Source organism: Paenibacillus sp. FSL L8-0638 (assembly GCF_038593075.1).
Lineage (GTDB): Bacteria > Bacillota > Bacilli > Paenibacillales > Paenibacillaceae > Paenibacillus > Paenibacillus polymyxa_D.
Genome location: NZ_CP151960.1, coordinates 1,267,654 through 1,285,727, shown reverse-complemented (window position 1 = coordinate 1,285,727; position 18,074 = coordinate 1,267,654). Strand labels below are relative to the sequence as shown.

At 44.5% G+C, this 18,074-nt stretch carries 17 protein-coding genes and 1 riboswitch; of the genes, 8 read left to right on the top strand and 9 right to left on the bottom strand.

Annotation, left to right across the window (positions count from 1 at the left end; translation table 11 throughout):
* Positions 1 to 134: 134 nt before the first annotated feature.
* The gene (locus MKY35_RS05750; RefSeq protein ID WP_342445853.1) at positions 135 to 2,036 is read left to right on the top strand and encodes a 5'-nucleotidase C-terminal domain-containing protein; all 1,902 of its coding nucleotides are present in this window, start codon (positions 135 to 137) and stop codon (positions 2,034 to 2,036) included.
* Positions 2,037 to 2,279: 243 nt separating this feature from the next.
* Positions 2,280 to 2,951, top strand: a complete 672-nt coding sequence (locus tag MKY35_RS05745) for a 3'-5' exonuclease (RefSeq protein WP_342445852.1) — start codon at positions 2,280 to 2,282, stop codon at positions 2,949 to 2,951.
* 46 nt (positions 2,952 to 2,997) lie between these two features.
* Here the strand turns inward: MKY35_RS05745 and MKY35_RS05740 are convergent, their stop codons facing one another.
* The 4 genes from MKY35_RS05740 to MKY35_RS05725 form a co-directional block, all read right to left on the bottom strand.
* Positions 2,998 to 3,975, bottom strand: a complete 978-nt coding sequence (locus tag MKY35_RS05740; protein WP_341038963.1) for a WYL domain-containing protein — start codon at positions 3,973 to 3,975, stop codon at positions 2,998 to 3,000.
* Positions 3,976 to 4,046: 71 nt separating this feature from the next.
* A complete protein-coding gene (locus MKY35_RS05735; protein WP_342445851.1) occupies positions 4,047 to 4,814 on the bottom strand; it encodes a hypothetical protein in 768 nt (255 codons plus the stop codon).
* Positions 4,815 to 5,037: 223 nt separating this feature from the next.
* A complete protein-coding gene (locus tag MKY35_RS05730) occupies positions 5,038 to 5,193 on the bottom strand; it encodes a hypothetical protein (protein WP_165144572.1) in 156 nt (51 codons plus the stop codon).
* Positions 5,194 to 5,290: 97 nt separating this feature from the next.
* Entirely contained in the window at positions 5,291 to 5,479 is a 189-nt protein-coding gene (locus MKY35_RS05725; protein WP_069011544.1) for a hypothetical protein, read from the bottom strand.
* A 28-nt stretch (positions 5,480 to 5,507) separates the two neighbouring features.
* On the opposite strand from MKY35_RS05725, the gene MKY35_RS05720 reads away from it, so the two are divergent.
* The 6 genes from MKY35_RS05720 to queF all read left to right on the top strand — a co-directional run bounded on the left by MKY35_RS05720 (position 5,508) and on the right by queF (position 9,674).
* Positions 5,508 to 5,948 (top strand): hypothetical protein, encoded by a 441-nt coding sequence (locus tag MKY35_RS05720; protein WP_342445850.1) that lies wholly within the window; start codon positions 5,508 to 5,510, stop codon positions 5,946 to 5,948.
* A 25-nt stretch (positions 5,949 to 5,973) separates the two neighbouring features.
* Positions 5,974 to 6,678 carry an AIM24 family protein gene (locus MKY35_RS05715; RefSeq protein ID WP_069011542.1) on the top strand — a complete coding sequence of 235 codons (705 nt, stop codon included), beginning with the start codon at positions 5,974 to 5,976 and terminating at the stop codon, positions 6,676 to 6,678.
* A 79-nt stretch (positions 6,679 to 6,757) separates the two neighbouring features.
* Positions 6,758 to 6,801, top strand: a riboswitch (PreQ1 riboswitch).
* Positions 6,802 to 6,934: 133 nt separating this feature from the next.
* Positions 6,935 to 7,618 carry a 7-cyano-7-deazaguanine synthase QueC gene (queC, locus tag MKY35_RS05710; protein ID WP_342445849.1) on the top strand — a complete coding sequence of 228 codons (684 nt, stop codon included), beginning with the start codon at positions 6,935 to 6,937 and terminating at the stop codon, positions 7,616 to 7,618.
* Positions 7,611 to 8,102, top strand: coding sequence for a 6-carboxytetrahydropterin synthase QueD (queD, locus tag MKY35_RS05705; RefSeq protein WP_342445848.1), 492 nt, complete (start codon positions 7,611 to 7,613; stop codon positions 8,100 to 8,102). The genes queC and queD overlap by 8 nt, the downstream gene beginning before the upstream one ends.
* Complete coding sequence (queE, locus tag MKY35_RS05700) at positions 8,095 to 8,958, top strand: 7-carboxy-7-deazaguanine synthase QueE (protein ID WP_342445847.1); 864 nt, start codon at positions 8,095 to 8,097, stop codon at positions 8,956 to 8,958. The genes queD and queE overlap by 8 nt, the downstream gene beginning before the upstream one ends.
* A gap of 218 nt (positions 8,959 to 9,176) precedes the next feature.
* Positions 9,177 to 9,674, top strand: a complete 498-nt coding sequence (gene queF / locus MKY35_RS05695) for a preQ(1) synthase (RefSeq protein ID WP_029516147.1) — start codon at positions 9,177 to 9,179, stop codon at positions 9,672 to 9,674.
* Positions 9,675 to 9,787: 113 nt separating this feature from the next.
* Here the strand turns inward: queF and MKY35_RS05690 are convergent, their stop codons facing one another.
* From MKY35_RS05690 to MKY35_RS05670, 5 genes are all read right to left on the bottom strand, one after another.
* Positions 9,788 to 10,621: an AraC family transcriptional regulator gene (locus MKY35_RS05690; protein ID WP_029516146.1), complete on the bottom strand. Its 834-nt coding sequence runs from the start codon at positions 10,619 to 10,621 to the stop codon at positions 9,788 to 9,790.
* A gap of 212 nt (positions 10,622 to 10,833) precedes the next feature.
* Positions 10,834 to 12,213: a glycoside hydrolase family 32 protein gene (locus MKY35_RS05685; RefSeq protein ID WP_342445846.1), complete on the bottom strand. Its 1,380-nt coding sequence runs from the start codon at positions 12,211 to 12,213 to the stop codon at positions 10,834 to 10,836.
* The gene (bglX, locus tag MKY35_RS05680; protein WP_342445845.1) at positions 12,206 to 14,461 is read right to left on the bottom strand and encodes a beta-glucosidase BglX; all 2,256 of its coding nucleotides are present in this window, start codon (positions 14,459 to 14,461) and stop codon (positions 12,206 to 12,208) included. Before bglX ends, MKY35_RS05685 begins: the two co-directional genes overlap by 8 nt.
* Before the next feature lie 18 nt (positions 14,462 to 14,479).
* The gene (locus MKY35_RS05675) at positions 14,480 to 15,886 is read right to left on the bottom strand and encodes a sucrose-specific PTS transporter subunit IIBC (RefSeq protein ID WP_322251256.1); all 1,407 of its coding nucleotides are present in this window, start codon (positions 15,884 to 15,886) and stop codon (positions 14,480 to 14,482) included.
* A gap of 289 nt (positions 15,887 to 16,175) precedes the next feature.
* Entirely contained in the window at positions 16,176 to 17,945 is a 1,770-nt protein-coding gene (locus MKY35_RS05670; protein WP_342445844.1) for a phosphatase PAP2 family protein, read from the bottom strand.
* Between the last annotated feature and the right edge of the window lie 129 nt (positions 17,946 to 18,074).

Here is an 18,074-nt window from a genome sequence, read left to right as displayed (position 1 = left end):
TTTAACAACCGATATATCAAAAAAGTTTTAGTGCTTTGATATAAAATAGAAGTTATTTTTACAATCATCTGATAAAATGTGGTCGTAAGCGGTTTCTCTAATTCATTCATTTTATGGGAGGTTGAAGGAACAACATGAACTCATGGAAAAAACTCTCGTCGATCCTGACGACTGTCGCGCTTTTACTTGGGTGTCTCGGTACAGCAGCAGCAGACCCAGCAACCCATGTGGGAACAGCGGGAACGGCAACGACTCCAGTCAGCGGTAAACACATCACCATCCTACATACGAACGATACCCATGCCCACGTGGTCGCGAACGACAAGGAAATGGGATTCGCCAAGCTGGCGGGCATCATTGATCAGTACCGAGCTTCCAATCCCAATACATTGCTGCTTGATGACGGGGATACCGTTCACGGAACGACTTTCGCTACTTTGGTTAACGGTGAGAGTATCGTGAAAGTGATTAACAAGCTACGCTATGATGCTATGGTTCCGGGTAACCACGAGTTTAATTATGGTTGGAAGCATCTTGTCGAGCTAAGTAAGGAAATTCAGTTCCCTGTGCTCAGCGCCAATATTAAACAAACAGACGGAACACGTTTGTTCAAACCCTACGTTATTAAAGAAGTGGACGGCGTTAAAATCGGTATTATCGGTCTGACTACGCCAGAAACAGCATATAAGACTAATCCTAAAAATGTTGAGGGTATTCAATTCACCGATCCTGCGGCTGAGGCCAAAGCGGCTGTTGATGAAATCCGCAGCAAAGTAGATGTCGTTGTTGTTCTTGGTCACCTGGGGCAAGATGCGTCTAGTAAGGACACCAGCCTCAAGGTTGTTAAGGAAGTGCCTGGCATTGATATTTTCATCGATGGACACAGCCATACTGTACTGGAAAAAGGCTTGGTTAGTGACAATGGTACATTGATCGCTAGCGCAGGTGAATACACCAAGTATCTGGGTGTTGTGGACTTATGGGTTGACGGCGGTAAGGTTACGCAAAAGCAAGCCAAGCTGATTAATTCGACTCAAGCAGTGGACGTTCAGCCCAACGCTGAAATTGCTGCATTGATCGCCTCCATTCAAAAGGACCAGGAACCTATTCTAAAAGAGGTTGTAACGCAAACGAGTGTGGATCTGGAAGGAGCACGCGAAAAGGTACGTGCAAGTGAAACCAATCTCGGTGACCTGCTCACCGATGCTATGCGTGACGTTTCGGGAGCAGATGTGGCTTTAACGAACGGTGGCGGCATCCGGGCTTCCATCAAGACGGGAACGGTAACCAAGGGAGACGTCATCACTGTGCTACCTTTCGGCAACCAGATCGTTACCTTGAAGGTGAAAGGCTCTGACATTCAGGCCGCACTGGAAAATGGTACAGCCTCCTATCCAGAGCCAAGCGGAGGTTTCCCGCAGGTATCAGGTATCTCGTTTAAAATAGACACATCAGCAGCCAAAGAGAGCCGTGTTCATTCCATTCTGATCGGCGGCAAGGCGCTTGATCCTGAGGCAACATATACACTGGCCACCAATGATTTTACTGCCGTAGGTGGTGACCAATATACGATGTTCGCTAAATATCCACAGGCAGGTATGTTCGGCTCGCTTGACGAAGCGTTAATCCGCTACATGCAAAAGGTGGGCTCCGCTAGCCTGCAAGTACAAGCAGACGGTCGCATTCAAGAAGCCAAGACTGATGGTAAAACTTCTGTCCCTGCCACACAAGCTGCGCCATCTGCTTCAACCGCAACACCCGCACCTGTGCAGGAAAAGCCGCAATCCGTCTCTACACCGGCTGCGAAACCAGCGCCCGCAAAACCTGCACCGGCAAAGTCTCAAACAGCCAAGCCACAGCAGACATCCGATTCTGCACAAGTTACAAATAGCCATGTATATGTTGTGAAATCCGGGGATACGCTGTATGACATTTCCCGCAAACATGGTACCACCTGGCAACAGCTTCAACAGTTGAATAAGTTGAAGAATCCTCACCGTATTTATCCGGGACAAAAGTTAGATCTCCCGGCCTAATTCGATAGCTAGCAAAAGCAGCGTCCGGAATCCTAGTGGTTTCGGACGCTGCTATAGGTCAGGCGTTTTTAGATATGCGATAGTCCAAGCTCATTTGGACATCGCATATTTTTTTTAAAAGCAAACCTTTTAACCGCTGACAAGTTGTGAACCGAGAGGTATGATGGAGAAGAGTCATTCGGGCAGAGAACATTCGTCCCGATATCCATCGGGATCAGTTATATGTGTGGAAGGAGTCCAGAAATGCAATACATTATTTACGATCTTGAATTTACCGTTAGCCGTAACGCCAGATATTCCTCCGAAATCATTGATATCGGTGCCGTCAAAGTTGTTCAGGGAAACGATGGCCTATACGTTGCGGATACGTTTCACAGTTTTGTAAGACCTTCGAATCGACCTGTACTCTCGACAGATACCGTTCAGTTCACAGGTATTACTCAACGAGACATTGATGCCGCTCCACTATTCCCTGAAGCTGTGAAGGAGTTCATAGCCTGGCTCGGTACGGATTCCCCTTATTATTTATGCGCATGGGGCCCGGATGACCGTCAGAAGCTGGTATCCCATTGTCGTACCCATCATGTAGATCTCGGATGGATTCATAATACAAATGATATACAGAAGCAGATTTCCCGTCTGCTTGGTTCCAATGGAAAGTACCGTCAGTTGAGCCTGTCTCAGGCGCTGGAATTGTGCAACATTGACTTTGACGGTCAACAACACCGGGCACTGGATGATGCCGTGAACACCGCTCAGGTTTTCATGTACCATTTTGATCGTATTACATTAGTTCATAATGCTGCTGACGATGAGGAAAGCCGTGGATCGAAGCTCGTCTACTCCTCACCAGAAGAAGAGCAGGAACAGTACAGTCCTTTTGGCAATCTCGCCAACCTGTTTAAGGACCGTTAAGCGGATAGCTCCCCGGCCCGTTCCGGGGGATCTCCCCCTGTTATTCTTAATTTCCTGCCTTTTTATCGAAATAGAATGCCCCCCAGGTCCGCAGCATTTCTTGCATTCGTTTGCGGTACCGTAAAGGCTCCAGGATCTCGGCCTCAGCTCCATAGGAAGTGAGCCAATCCAAAAATTCACGGTCATGATTGACCGTCACCTCAAACAACAAACTTCCATCCGGCAAATCCTTAAGAAAAGGCTTGATGAACAGCTCCTCTTCTTTGACCCGATATACAGACTCGGCAGAAAAACGTACCACAAACCGGATATTCTGATTTCCTTTGGTCACCGACCAGGTCCCTTTAAAAAACATTTCCATTTCAGTTGTATTTTTTTGAAACGTATACGGCAAAATTCTCATGTTCCGAAATCGGCTGATCCGAAAGGTTCTCATCGCGGATTGCTTGTGACAAAAACCAAGCATATAGAATCGCCGATCCTGCGGAACCAAACAATAAGGATCCACCTGAACGAGTGATACATCTTCATTTTGAGGTGAGCTGTATTCCGCTTCAATAGTCTGCTGCGTAAGACTCGCTAAAACAATCAGCCTGAGCAGATAGGGCTGGTTTTCCCGATCAAGTGTCGAGCCGAGCCGGACAATATTTTTCATTTCCTGCGCGAAGCTCGTCTGGTCCATCTTTTTTTTCTGACTAGAGGCCATCACTTTCTCATAAGCACTTTCAAAAGCTGGCGGTAAAAGAGGCTTTACCGTTTCCATAATCTCTCCCAGCTTAGTAAAAGCCTCTGCCTCTTCTTCCGTCCAATTCAGAGGATACAAAGCAAAATTGCTAATAAAAATGTACCCCTTGCCATGCCCCATATTCGCAATCGGTATATGCATAGCGCTTAGCGCCTCCATATCTCGGTATATGGTACGTTCTGATGTTTCACAACGTTCGGCAAGCTCTCTTGCCAATATCCCTGGATTTGCCTGAACAATAGTAATAATCCGCATTAAACGTATCAACCGATCAGTCAAGGAAGTCTCTCCTTTACAAAAAGATAGTAAATTAGACTCACTATATTACACAAATAAACTAGCATAATTGCCTATCTCAAAGTATCATTTTCAGTAAAACGAACATCTTCTAGCGATATTGCCTTATTGAAAAAGACTTTAGAACTATACGCTGTAAATGATACAAAAGTACCACTCCATTTATTACGTATAGCCAGAAGCAACTCGGCTTCCTGCAGGTAGTCCATATCATCGCTTCTTGCTGCACGTATAAGTAATTCATCTGCTTGTCTGGTAAGGATGAACGCCCCTTGCTCATATTCCCCTTTCTCGTACATACGCAATGCCTTTTTTACAATAGGGGACGTCTCATTCAGCTTTATGTATTTTTCCACCTTCAGGTTGGATGGAATGCTCAGCAGACCAAGATGATGCGTAAAATGGATGTAGAGCTGGTCTGTCCGGATCATCGTTCGCTTTTCCTGCGATGGCTTGCGCCAGCTCCACTCCATCATTCCAATCGTATGTCTTCCGGACGAGTGAGCCGGTATAGAAAACGTCAAAATAGCCTGTCTATATTTTCCCCGCCGTACATCACCACAGTGAACAAACATGCTATCTCCGTTTTCCGAGCGTTTAAAACCAAGCCTTACCCCTTCAGCTTTTAATAGACTTACCCCGTTTTCTGGAATGAACTGGAGTTGAAGGTCACATCCCGCTGCTTTCGGTATTAGATTTCCTTTTCTTTTACGTTTAGCTCCATAGCCCCATTCTATCAGTAGATTTACTTGTTTGGACCCATTCGCAGATATAGACTCTTTGTCCCATGTGTACGTTACATTGAGCATTGACTTCACCACTGGTAAATTCCCCCTAAAAGAACATGTAACTCTAAATTAACAGTGTTATCTGACACTATATTGTCAGGGAACGTATGTTTGATTGTGAAAATTATACATGGGAATCTTTATGAAGGGGGACCTAGTTTGGTAAATAACATTTTAAACCATTTGAATTACATGAACGCGCAAAAATAGCCCGGCGTATGCCGGGCTATTTTATAGTCTACTTCTATACTTAAACTTATGAGATTGTAGTTTCTGTTAAAGAAACATTCGTTTTTGTGCAAATATCAGATATAGGGGCAAAAGTAGTACTATCTACGACGAGATCCTTTGATAACGGCTTTCCATTTACAGTGATTTTTAAAGTTTTATAGTTTTGTTCTTTCTCATTCATCTTGCAAAATCTCCTTCTATATTAATTTTTAATATATTTCAGTTCATATATTCATATTTAAGACCTGATCAGGTGCGGATCATTCTTTACTCGTATGCTAGAAAAAATGCCGGAATGTTGCCGCTTCCTTGATATACCCGTTTTTTGGTACACTTAAACTCATATATCGACTTTTTTTGAGATCATTTTCTCCGTATTTATCGTCCGTTTCTTCAAAAATCTGCATCCGTATCGTTATATTATACGTAACCATGTCATATGGGTAATGATCTATATCATCTAACATCTTGGTTTATCAAAAGGGGGAACATCTCTTGGCACGACCAACTTGTCGCTTTGCTTTGTATCGCCGCATTGTCTGCGCTGCTATAGCACTTTTGTTTATTTTTGGGATAACTCGTGTACCCGAAGTACATGCTGCTTATTGGGATGATGTATATCAGGGCTTCGAGCAATTTTCGCGGTTACCTGGTGATGTATATCAGCTCAAGGAAAGCTATCGACAAACACAGGAGGATCTGGAAAAGGCCCGTAACAGCTTAGAAGCCTATCAAGAGCAAAACGCCCAATTGCTGGAGCAAAACCGCAAGCTGACTGACACAGTCACAGAATTAAAAAATCTTCAAACCCAGCGCGATCAGGCTTCACATCGAAATAAAATGCTCATCATCACAGCTATAATTCTGCTGGCCGGTTATTTTATGGGTATCCGACTGTTGCGTTACGGGATGCGTCGACGTTCGGGAAGATACTAACTGTCTGAAAGGATGAAAGGTCTGAATGGACATACAAGCAGGACAACACCATGATGAAAGCGTCGGTTCGGTCGTAACGCTCGATCTGGCGGAAGGAGAAAAGCTGCACGTTCTGCATCCGCAGCAAATCATCGCATACCGCGGACCCAGCTCAGGCCGCAGTGATAAACTGATGAATATTAAGGGCATGTATCGCAAACACAAACTGATTCAGGCCGATTTCACAGGAGCTTGTCGCCTAATTGCCGCACTTCCACCTGGCTTTAGTCTAAAAATGATTAAGCTTGAAGGAAGCGATGATCTGTTATACGATTTTCGCAACCTGTTCTGGTACAGCTCCGGTATTCAAATGCGTACTAAGCTGCTAAGCATGAAAAACATGTTGTTTAGCCGTGATGTTATAAAAATGAAATTTGATGGTGTGGGTCAAATCGGTCTTTTGACGCAGGGATTGGTGTGTCAGGAACAGCTTCATCCGACAGAACCGATATATGTGGATGCGAGCAGCGTCATTGCCTATCCCGAAAACGCCCATCTGGAGTTGACCGTGTACGGCAACCATCTGGCCAGCCAGCATATGAACTATCATTTTAAAATGACCGGACAGGGCACCGTACTATTCCATGCCGGGGAGCATCATCGGCGGCTCCAACAGGATATGAACGACGATGGCGTGATCAAGCGATTTTTAAGGGAAGTCATTCCATTTGGTGGAGTGTTTATCAAATAGCCCTGCCATGCTATAATGACAATGCTAAAGCCGTCTGTCCTCGTGGCAGATACTAATGAAGAAAATCCATGCGTCATGCATGGGAGAGGTTCGCGAACTCCCTCTATAAAAAACTAACGATGCTTTGTCCTCCGCAAGAAAAATGATTTCTCGGGGCAAGGCCTGTTTTTTGTTGAAGTCGGTTCAAGAACTCTCCTTCTTCCAAGTGACAAGACTTGTGTCTTGCACCATTCCAAGAAGATCGAGAGGTTTTTTTATGTTTGCAAACGAAAAAGCAGTCGTCGTATTCAGCGGCGGCCAAGACAGCACAACCTGTTTATTTTGGGCAAAAAAACATTTTGCTGAAGTAGAAACTGTGACGTTCGATTACGGTCAACGCCACAAGCAGGAAATCGAAGTAGCCGCTGGAATCGCCCGCGAACTGGGTGTTCCGCAAACGGTACTGGATATGAGCCTGCTTAATCAACTAGCCCCTAATGCCCTCACACGCACAGACATTGACATTACTCAACAGGAAGGCGAACTGCCTAGCACCTTTGTAGACGGTCGCAACCTACTGTTTCTGAGCTTCGCGGGAGTTCTCGCCAAGCAAAAAGGAGCGCGCCACATCATTACAGGCGTATGTGAGACGGATTTCAGCGGCTATCCTGATTGCCGGGATTCCTTTATCAAATCGCTGAATGTCACACTGAATCTTTCGATGGACTATCCCTTTGTGATTCATACCCCGCTTATGTGGTTGAACAAGGCCGAAACTTGGCACATGGGGGATGAGCTGAAAGCTTTTGAATTTGTAAGAACACGTACACTAACGTGCTATAACGGCATCATTGGCGACGGCTGTGGCGAATGCCCTGCTTGCAAACTTCGCCGTGCCGGACTGGAGCAATATCTCGCGGTACGCGGAGCTTCATCCCAAGGAGTTGAAGGTCATGCGTGAGCCAGGTACCTTTCGCATTGTCGACAAGCTCCAGCAGTTTGGGACAGACATTGAGCACTCCCAGCTGCGTTATCACCGCAAACGTGTACTCGTCAGCAAACAATTTACATTCGATGCAGCACATCATTTGCACTGCTACGAAGGCAAATGCAAAAATCTGCATGGACATACCTATATCGTCGTATTTGGCATAAGCGGCATACCGGGCGAAACGGGTCTAACACTAGATTTTGGTGACATCAAAACGATCTGGAAAGAGCGGATTGAGCCTTTTCTGGACCACCGTTACTTGAATGAGACGCTTCCTCCAATGAATACAACGGCGGAAAATATGGTCGTCTGGATCTTTGAACAAATGGAGACAGCCTTGACCTCGGAGGCATACTGCAACCGTGTCGAAGGTGGACGTACCGAGTTTGTACGGTTGTTCGAGACACCTACCAGCTACGCCGAGTTCCGACGGGAGTGGATGCTCGATGAGTAATACTGTGACTTCTCACCAACCCATGACAGCCTCCCAAGGCATCAAAATAGCCCCTATTCCCGTACTGGAAGTGTTTGGTCCCACTGTTCAGGGCGAAGGTATGGTCATTGGTCGTAAAACGATGTTTGTACGCACCGCAGGCTGCGATTACCATTGCTCGTGGTGCGACTCCGCCTTTACCTGGGACGGCAGCGCCAAGGATCAGATCCGTCGTCTGAGTGCCACGGACATTTGGCAGGAGCTGAAGGCCATCGGCGGCGAACGCTTTTCGCATGTGACCCTTTCTGGAGGCAATCCTGCCCTGCTACCGCAGCTTGGGGAGCTAATCACCCTGCTGCGCAGTCAAGGCATTGCCACCGCTGTCGAAACACAAGGCTCCCGTTGGCAGGAATGGCTGTACGATATCGATGAGGTAACCCTATCCCCGAAACCGCCCAGCTCTGGTATGACGACCAACTGGGACGTGCTGGATGATATTGTCGCCCGTCTGTCGAACCGGAAAATGGCTTATGAGTCCCGAGCGACGTCCCACGTCGCAATCGCAACAGACTTGAAGGAACCCGCTAATGAATCTGCGCGGCTCTATACCGGAGCTTGCAGCTTGAAGGTCGTCATCTTCGATGACACCGATCTTGCCTATGCCCGCACTGTTCACGAGCGCTATCCACACGTACCGCTGTTCCTTCAGACGGGTAATCCAGATGTAAACACGGAGAATACCGGACAGATAGCGGAGTCTCTACTCCATCGTTATGAATGGCTTATCGACCGTGTCATGGACGATTCCCTACTAAACGATGTAAGAGTACTCCCGCAGCTCCACACCCTCGTATGGGGCAACAAACGCGGCGTATAACACTTATATGTAATATATTCCGTATGCGCTGTATGTGATACACAAAGGAGAGCATTACTCACTTCTATCCCAACCTACACGTAAACGAGTAGGACTTTATGGTGATGAAGGTGGTCGGCAGCGAAGCGGAGACTCAAATCATTCGCGGAGCGACCTCCCACCACCATAACTCCCTATCTCTTTTACCAAACCAACTTACTTTAAGGAGCCTTATCCATATGACCGGAAGAACACCCGAAGAAATGACCGACGTTACCCTACTTGGCAATCAAGGCACACAATACACTTTCGCCTATGATCCCGCCATTCTCGAAAGCTTTGATAATAAACATCCCTATCGGGATTATTTTGTTAAGTTCAATTGCCCGGAGTTCACCAGCCTGTGTCCGATTACAGGACAACCTGATTTTGCAACCATCTATATCAGCTACATTCCCGATATTAAAATGGTAGAAAGCAAATCCCTTAAGCTGTACCTGTTCAGCTTCCGTAACCACGGCGATTTCCATGAAGACTGCGTCAACATCATCATGAATGACTTAATTAAGCTGATGGACCCTCGATACATTGAAGTATGGGGCAAATTCACGCCACGCGGCGGCATCTCTATCGACCCGTACACCAACTACGGCAAGCCAGGAACAAAGTATGAACAGATAGCGGAGCACCGCATGATGAATCATGATATGTACCCAGAAAAGGTTGATAACCGTTAAGCTAATAACTCTTCTGACATAGCGTAAATATCAAGGGGTTGTCCTAAAGTCATCAAATGACTCAGGGACAACCCCTTCGTTTTACTGAAAGGAGACTGTGCACGCTTGTGGCATTACACATCCAGATCAAATCTTGATTTTTTATATTCATAAGGTGTTTTCCCCATAACTTCTCTAAAAGCTTTTCTGAAAGACTTCTCGTTTGGAAACCCGACCTCGTAAGAAATTTCTGTAAGTGACTTATTAGTTGAATCCAGTAAATCGATCGCCTTCTCCAAACAAAGAATTTGCTTGTATTCGGTAAACGTCTGGCCTGTATATTTATGAAACATTCGCGACAAATAAGCCTCCGAATAACCGCAGATACGGGCCGTTTTGGCCAAGCTAATATTTTCAGTATAATGCTCTTTAATAAAGTCCATGATTGTCTTTATCTTTTGTTGCTTTTCACTGAATACTTCCGGTGGAATGTCTGTCGTCTGACTAAAATGATTGACAAGCAAATATTTCAGTTCAATAATTCGGCTTTGCTCTAAAATGTAGTCGTATTTGCTTTTGGAAATATGTAGATCATATATATCCATAAACAATCCTCTTAATTTAGAGATTATAGGTTCTTCAACTTGTTTCTCTTGCGTGTTTAAATGGATGATTACTTGTTCATTGGCAAAGAAAGTGTCTGGAAATTGCAACACTATGACCTGGTTCTCCGTAATGCTCTGCGTGGAATGCGGAACATTGCTGTTAATGAATAGCGCATCCTTTTCCATCAAAATAGTTATTTTTCCTTCATGCCACACCTTTAGACTTCCACTTGTACAGTAGATTAACTCCATATTGCTGTGAAAATGCATAGGAATGACTCTTTCTGTATCTCTGGATTGGAACATAAAAAGGTTAATCATTTTTTTTCTGTCTATTTCGATATGTTCATATATTTTTTTCATCACCACACCTCATCAGCCAGCCATGAGTGATCCATCTGTATTCTATATTAGCGATAAACTTTTGTACTGATACTCATACTATACCGATAGTAAAATGCCCGGACAAGCAGAATCTATTCAACGGACAAAATAAAAAAGAAGGCAGTTCTTCCCGCAAACGGGTTAATGAACAGCCTTCCTTAGCCTGCTTGCAACTCTGCAAGCAAAAAATGTTACCCTACGCATTCCTGCAACTGATACATTCTAACTTCTCCTACATTGTCTCCTGCCTCAAGCAATACGTTGCGTTGCTCTGCATCTTCTATGAAATAACGCAGGGAAAACACTTCTTCACCCTCGTTCACAAAGATCTCCAGGCTTGAGCTTTCAATGAATATTTGCATTTTTGCAAGCTTATTATTTAATGTTGCTCTTCTGTACTCTCTCTCGCCAGTCAACCAGTTTGTTCTCCAAACGGTCAGACTATTTTGTTCCTGATCATAGTCAATTTGCACAGCATCCCTTATGATCATTTTAAAGTTTTCTGTGAGTAAGGAAAAACCAACAATTAGCTCCGCTTGTGTAGAAGGCAGCACCCACTCACTACTACTTTGAATTTCCCCTTTGTAATGCATGCCATCCTGTCTTAACCATTGTAATTCCGGCAATGGTTTCTGGTTCAATACACCGTTCATCAACACCATTTCTCTAGGAAGAGTCAACGCATGAACCCAGCCCTCCTGAATGGTCGGGACAGCCCTCTCCGCTTCTTCATTCATGGCGCTCATCCATCCGAACATAATGGTTCTGTCATTAACTTTGAATGATTGTGGCGCGTAAAAATCAAATCCTCGATCAAGCTCTTTAAAATCGGAAAGGTCCCCGTTGAATTTGCCTGTATTCGATAATTTACCAACAATATATCCCGATTGATTAGGATTTTTATAATATTCGCCTCTCTCCGGTAAACCCTGAGGAGAGAAAACAAAAACATCATTGTCGGCAAAATGAAGTACGTCCGGACATTCCCACATATATCCAAATTGTTGGTCATGATCAACAAATGATCCTTGGCATTCCCAATCGGACAAATCTTTAGATTTGTAGATAAGTGTATCTCCAGTCAAATCTTCTCTTTGGGCGCCAATAATCAACCACCAGTTCCCGTGTTGGTCTCTCCATACTTTCGGATCTCGAACATGCCTGGTATAACCTTTGGGATGCTCAAACAAAGGGCCGATTTTTTGAAAATACTCTCCATCCTCCGAAATCGCGGCGCATTGATAGCTTTCTTTTACTCCATCATCTCGGATTACATTTCCTGTGTAAAACAGATACAGCTTTTCATTATGAACAATGCCCCCGCCCGAATAAATGCCATCCTTGTCATACCATTCCGAAGGCTCCAGCGCGACACTTTTCCTTTGCCAGTGCACCAGATCGCTGGAAACAACATGGCCCCAGCATTTATTTTTATGCTCAGTTCCTTTTGGATTCCACTGATAAAACACATGATATTGATGATTGAAATAAGCAAGTCCATTAGGATCATTGAGCAAACCGTAAGGAGGGGTGATATGATATTTCAGGCTATACGCGTCGCTTTTATTCATGCTCATCCTCCGGTAAAAAAACAAAACTAAAACTCAGCAAAATTTCCTGCGAGCTTGACCCGATATAAACATCAAATTCACCGGGTTCACTTTTGTATTGCATTTCACGGTCATAAAATTTAAGCATTTCTTCATGAATTGAAAATTCAACATTTTGGGTCTCGCCACTTTGCAAAAACATTTTTTTAAAGTCTTTTAATTCTTTCACTGGTCTTGCAACACTTGCAAATTTATCGCGAATATATAATTGGATCGTTTCCTTTCCATCATAAATTCCAGTGTTGGTGACAGAAATACAGATATCAACTGACTCATTTTTCTTCATTTCTTTTTGGCTAATTGTTAATAGGCTGTATTCAAATGAGGTATAGGATTTGCCATAGCCAAATGGATACAAGGGTTCATTCACTTCATCTATATATCGGGATGCAAACCGATAAGAGCCATTTTCCTTTAAATTCGGTCTGCCTGTATTCAACTCATTGTAGGATATCGGAATTTGTCCCACGCTCCGTGGAAAGGTCATGGCTAATTTCCCCGATGGATTGACTTCCCCATACAGTATATTAGCCAGTGCTTCTCCGCTCATCGTTCCTGGATACCAGGCTTGAACAATAGCGTCCACTTTTCCGGCTACTTCGGTAAGAATCAAAGGTCTTCCGCTATAAACGATCAGAACCATCTTTTTGCCCTGTAAACTTAATTCATGGAGTAGTTTCATTTGCGGCTTAGGAAGCGTCGGGTTCGTTCGCGATCCCCCTTCTCCGCTCTGATAAATACTTTCTCCCAAGGCGAGGACAATGACATCCGCTTCGTTAGCATTTCGGATTGCTTCGCGCAGCAGGGCCTCCTCATCGACTGTTTCAGCAGCCAGCTTGTCCGCATATTTGCCAAGGGCTTCTCTTGCATTAGCAGGAAGCATGTGCGCCCCTTTGCAAACCGAGAGATTGTCGGGATCAACATGCTTTAATAATCCCATTTTCAAATTGACGGTATCCGCCTCATCCCCCTTAATGGCCCACATACCCAGGGTGGAGTTTTCATCTGCGTAAGGACCGATTAAAGCTACTTTGGTATGTTTAGACAATGGCAGCAGTTGATTTTCATTTTTCAGCAAGACTACGGATTCTTCAGCCAAGGACAGCGCGGCTTTTTTATGTTCATCTGACAGAATGCTGTTTCTCGACCGCTGAACGGTTTCCTGTAATCCGCGGAACGGGTCCTCAAACAGCCCCAAATCATTTTTCAGCTTTAAAATACGGTATACCGCTTCATTCAACAGCCCCAGCATATGCTCGTTATCAGATACTACTTTCTCCAATTGATTGGCGTATACAGCTGTCTTCATATCCACATCAACACCAGCCAACAATGCCAGCCTTGCGGCTGAAGCCTCGTCCTCAGCATAACCGTGCATGATCAGTTCTTCTATAGCGGCGTAATCCGAGATCAACACACCATTAAAATTCATCTCTCGTCTTAGCACGTCGCGGTTAAGCCACTCGTTTCCTGTTGCAGGAACGCCATTCAGGGTATTAAAGGCCGTCATAACAAGCTTTGCCCCCGCCTCGATTGCAGCTTGATACCCTGGCAAATAATATTCTCGCAGCGTGTGCTCCGACATATCCACGGCGTTATACTCACGTCCAGCGACAGGTGCCCCATAAGCGGCAAAATGTTTGACGCAAGCGGCAATTTTATTCGTTGGTATGATTCCTTCCAAGTTTCTCCCCTGGATCCCCTGAACCATGCTTTCGGCATATTTCTTCGCCAGCAAAGTGTCCTCTCCAGGCGATTCCATCACCCGCCCCCAACGGGGATCTCTAACGATATCTACCATGGGGGAAAAGGTCACGTGCACACCTTCGTCATAACATTCCTGGGCAGCAATCGAACCTGCATGTTCTATACCCTCATAATTCCAACTACATGCTTGTGCAATCGGAATCGGGAAGATGGTTCGATACCCATAGATAATATCTGCCATGAACAGCAGCGGAATTTTATGAATCGATTTTTCCAAATAATCCGTTTGCAGTTGGATAATTTTTTCTGGATTAGTGATGTTCAATATGGAGCCTGTGTTATATATATTGTAGCCGGCGTTTAACCCTAATTTTTTTAAAGGACCCGTCACAACAGTGTCTATATCCCCTTCAAAAAAATCACCGGTCAGTTGGATGAGCTGGCCTATTTTCTCTTCTATTGAAAGGCTGTCCAATTTCTTAAGCAGTGTGTTGTTGTCCATGATTCTCCCCACATCATTTTATTTGTGATCTGTTTTTTCTTTAAACCCAAAGATCCACGTTAGTGCAAATGCCACAGCAAAGCCGATTACACAAACTAAGATATATATGAATATCTGATTGTTCAGGTACAATAACATTCCCGGTAGGGCTGTGATTGACATGCCCGTTGCTTGAACATTAAATATACGTGCGAAGAAACCGCCAACCGCTCCGCCAATCAAGCCCATCAAGAACGGTTTGCCATATCGAATGTTCACCCCAAAGATAGCGGGTTCTGTAATACCCAATAACGCAGACAAGGTAGAAGGATACGCAATGGATTTGGTTTTTACATTTTTAGATTTTAGACCGACAGCCAGCGCAGCACCCGCTTGTGCGCAAATCGACGCTGAACTGATCGGGTTCACCATATTCCAACCATTGCCTACTAACATCTGTATTTCAATCAGGTTTAAGGCATGGTGCAGTCCGGTAACTACAATAATCTGATTGATGCCACCGTAAATAAATCCGCCGATGCCGTATGGTAATTTTAAAATGGCGGTAACACCCATTAATATTAAAGTTTCCACCTCGTGAAAAATGGGACCAATCACGAACAATCCTAATACCAGTGTTATTAATAATGTCAGAAACGGTGTTAGAATTAAGTCCAATGCATCCGGGACTGATTTTCTGATTTTCTTCTCCAGCATCGCCCCCACGACACCTATTATGAAAGCAGGCAGAACCGAGCCCTGATAGCCTGCAATTTTAATGAATCCGAAAAACACTAGTGGTTCCTGAACTTTTTGGGCGACATCCCAAGATGTAGGCAACGAAGGACTTACTAACATTAATCCAATCAATATCCCCAATAGTGGTGATCCACCAAACACCCGGAAGGCCGACCAACATACCAACACGGGTAAAAATGCAAAAGCCGTATCGGTCAATATTTGCGTAAACAATATGAAATTCGCAGAAATATGATCAGGTGTAAGTCCAAATAACTGGAGCAGCGCAGGCTGAGTTACTAAGCCTCTAACTCCCATAAATAATCCTGTAGCTACCAATGCAGGCATAATCGGAACAAATACATCCCCGAAAACACGGATCATTCTTTTGAACCGATTATCACCTTGAGTGGAGGCCATCTCTTTCAAATCAGCCTTTGATGTAGCAGATATGCTTTGGCCAACCATGGCATCGTATACTTTATTTACAGTACCGGTTCCAAAAATAATTTGATATTGCCCAGAGGTAAAGAAAACGCCCTTGGCCTTATCAATATTCTCAATAAATTCATCATCAATAATTTCTCTATCTTTTACAATCAGCCTCAGCCGTGTGGCACAATGTGCCATGGAAATAATATTGTCTTCTCCGCCAAGCCCTTTAATGACATCTTGGGCTATTTTAACGTATTCTTTTTCAAGACTCATCAGTCTCTTCCTTTCCTCTGTTCCTCTTAGTTAGTCTGAATCATTAAAACGTTGATCAAATATGCTTCTTAAGAATATCATGACTGCGCTTTCAAACAGCGGGATTATTTTACTACATTAAGGTCAAATTTTGACCTTTTTATATCCTTAATTATAAATGCATACTAGCAACTGGTGCCTGATGAAACAATAAAGTGCACCCTAGAATACATACTGGAATAACCTTCTGGTTTATCCCCGTGTATTTTAAAGGTGCACTTCAATTGTTGTATAGAGAGTTACTTACGTTTTACTTAGTGACTTTCAACTGAGCACTGTGAGCTGTATAGATAACCTTCACTTTATAATTGCTTGGTAAACCTACCGTTTCAATCGAAGAAAATGCTCCATTCCGTTTACCATAAGTTAAGATCGTAGCACCATTAGCCGGCACATATTTGTTAGAGAAATTCAGGCGTAATTTTCCGTTAAGTATAGCTGTTCCCTTCATTTTGAGCACATCATTTTTAGTGCGCAGGTTAAGTTCAAGTGTTCCCTTGGCAGATTGTCTGTAATTTCCGCCAATAATCAGCTTCCCAGAAGCATTTTTAAGAAGAGTTCCCCCGTTATTCGTAATTCCGCCACTTCCGAAAGCCGTGTCCGAAGTTCCCTCCAAAGTACCTTGGTCGATCTGTGTACCACCGGAATACGTATTGTTGCCCATTAGCTTCAACGTACCTGTTCCCTTTTTAGTCAGCTTTCCAACGCCAGAAATATTGTTGCGCCAGCGATCCAATGCATTGAAACCACCTTTGGAAGCGTCCATATTTACCGTCACATTATTGGCGAAAGCACCGTAGCCATCCGCAGCGGAAAACAAGTTCAATCGTCCCCATCCCTCAGCATCATCAAGTACAGGATAGCCGGAAGGAATCCCCGTGGTAGCCAAAACCCAACGACGTTGTGTGCTATCCAGGTAAGGCAAGCGTGTCTCCAATAGTACCTCAGCTCCCTTAGGCACTATCATAGGCGTCGCGGTTGGATTAACCCGACTGAATCCGTATGTTAATCGTTGATTATAATTTTTTTTGTTTGTGGCATAATTGCTGAACCGATCTGGAGCTGTACCTTTTTGAGGCAGCAGTTGTTTGCGAGCATCCTGATAAGCGGCTTTCTTCAAACTGCTATTGGCTGGATCAGACAGGATAGCAGCAGCCATCGCTGTTGCCATGACACGTCCTCCCATAACATCAAGCGGGGAATGCATACCAGCAACAACACGGTTATTGCCCAGCTCCGAAGCTCGCGTCAGCAGTTCTTGATAACGCTCCGGCACGGCGTAGGCCATAGCAATAGAACTGAGATACGCAGCATTGGTATGACCGCTAGGAAAGCCGCCATCGCTAGTAGCATCAGCTTTGAGAGCGGGAATAAGGCTCGGAACAACTACTGAGTTATCGCTCCAGCGAAACGGGCGAGGATAGCTAAAATAAGACTTAGCCGGGTTCGTCGTAGAATATTCTCCACGCAGGGTATTTACCAGATTTACGATGTTGCTGAGATTGGAGCTTGTACTCCCAGCATTCGTTCCCTCATCTTCGTATTTCTTAGTCAGAGCATCTGCCGGAATGTCGTTGATTGTTGTCGTGGCACCTGCATTCTTACGATATACATCAGTGAGCGAACCCAGCCCGTCGATCACACTGTAGCTCTGGTTTCTGCGATCATCCAAATAAGCCGCATCGGCCTCACTGGAAGTGCGACGGGCAGCGATATCAATCACTTTTTGAATATTGGCGTCCAGCACGCTGCTGTTTAGCTTGGTACCTGTATCCCAGGTAGCGCCGGGAGCCCAAAGCTTATTAAATTCGGAGAGCAACCCGAGAGTCGGATTAGAGCTTTCCGTCTTATTTGCAGAACTATTATTTTTATAATGATCTACGAAATATCCCCACGACGGTTCTGTTGGAGTTACCGCTGTTGGTAGGGTTGCTGCACTCGCATAACTTCCACCCAGGGAACCTAGAAGTAAGGGTAAAGATAGTAATGCAACTGATAATGGTTTCCTTAGCGATTTCATTCTCAAATCAGATCCTCTCTTCTCTTGTGCTCTTCATACTTTCTCTACGGAGCTATTATCTATATAACAAGATGTATGACATAAAGAATCATATCTTAAGTTTGTTAAATTAAGAGCTTAGTTTTGTTA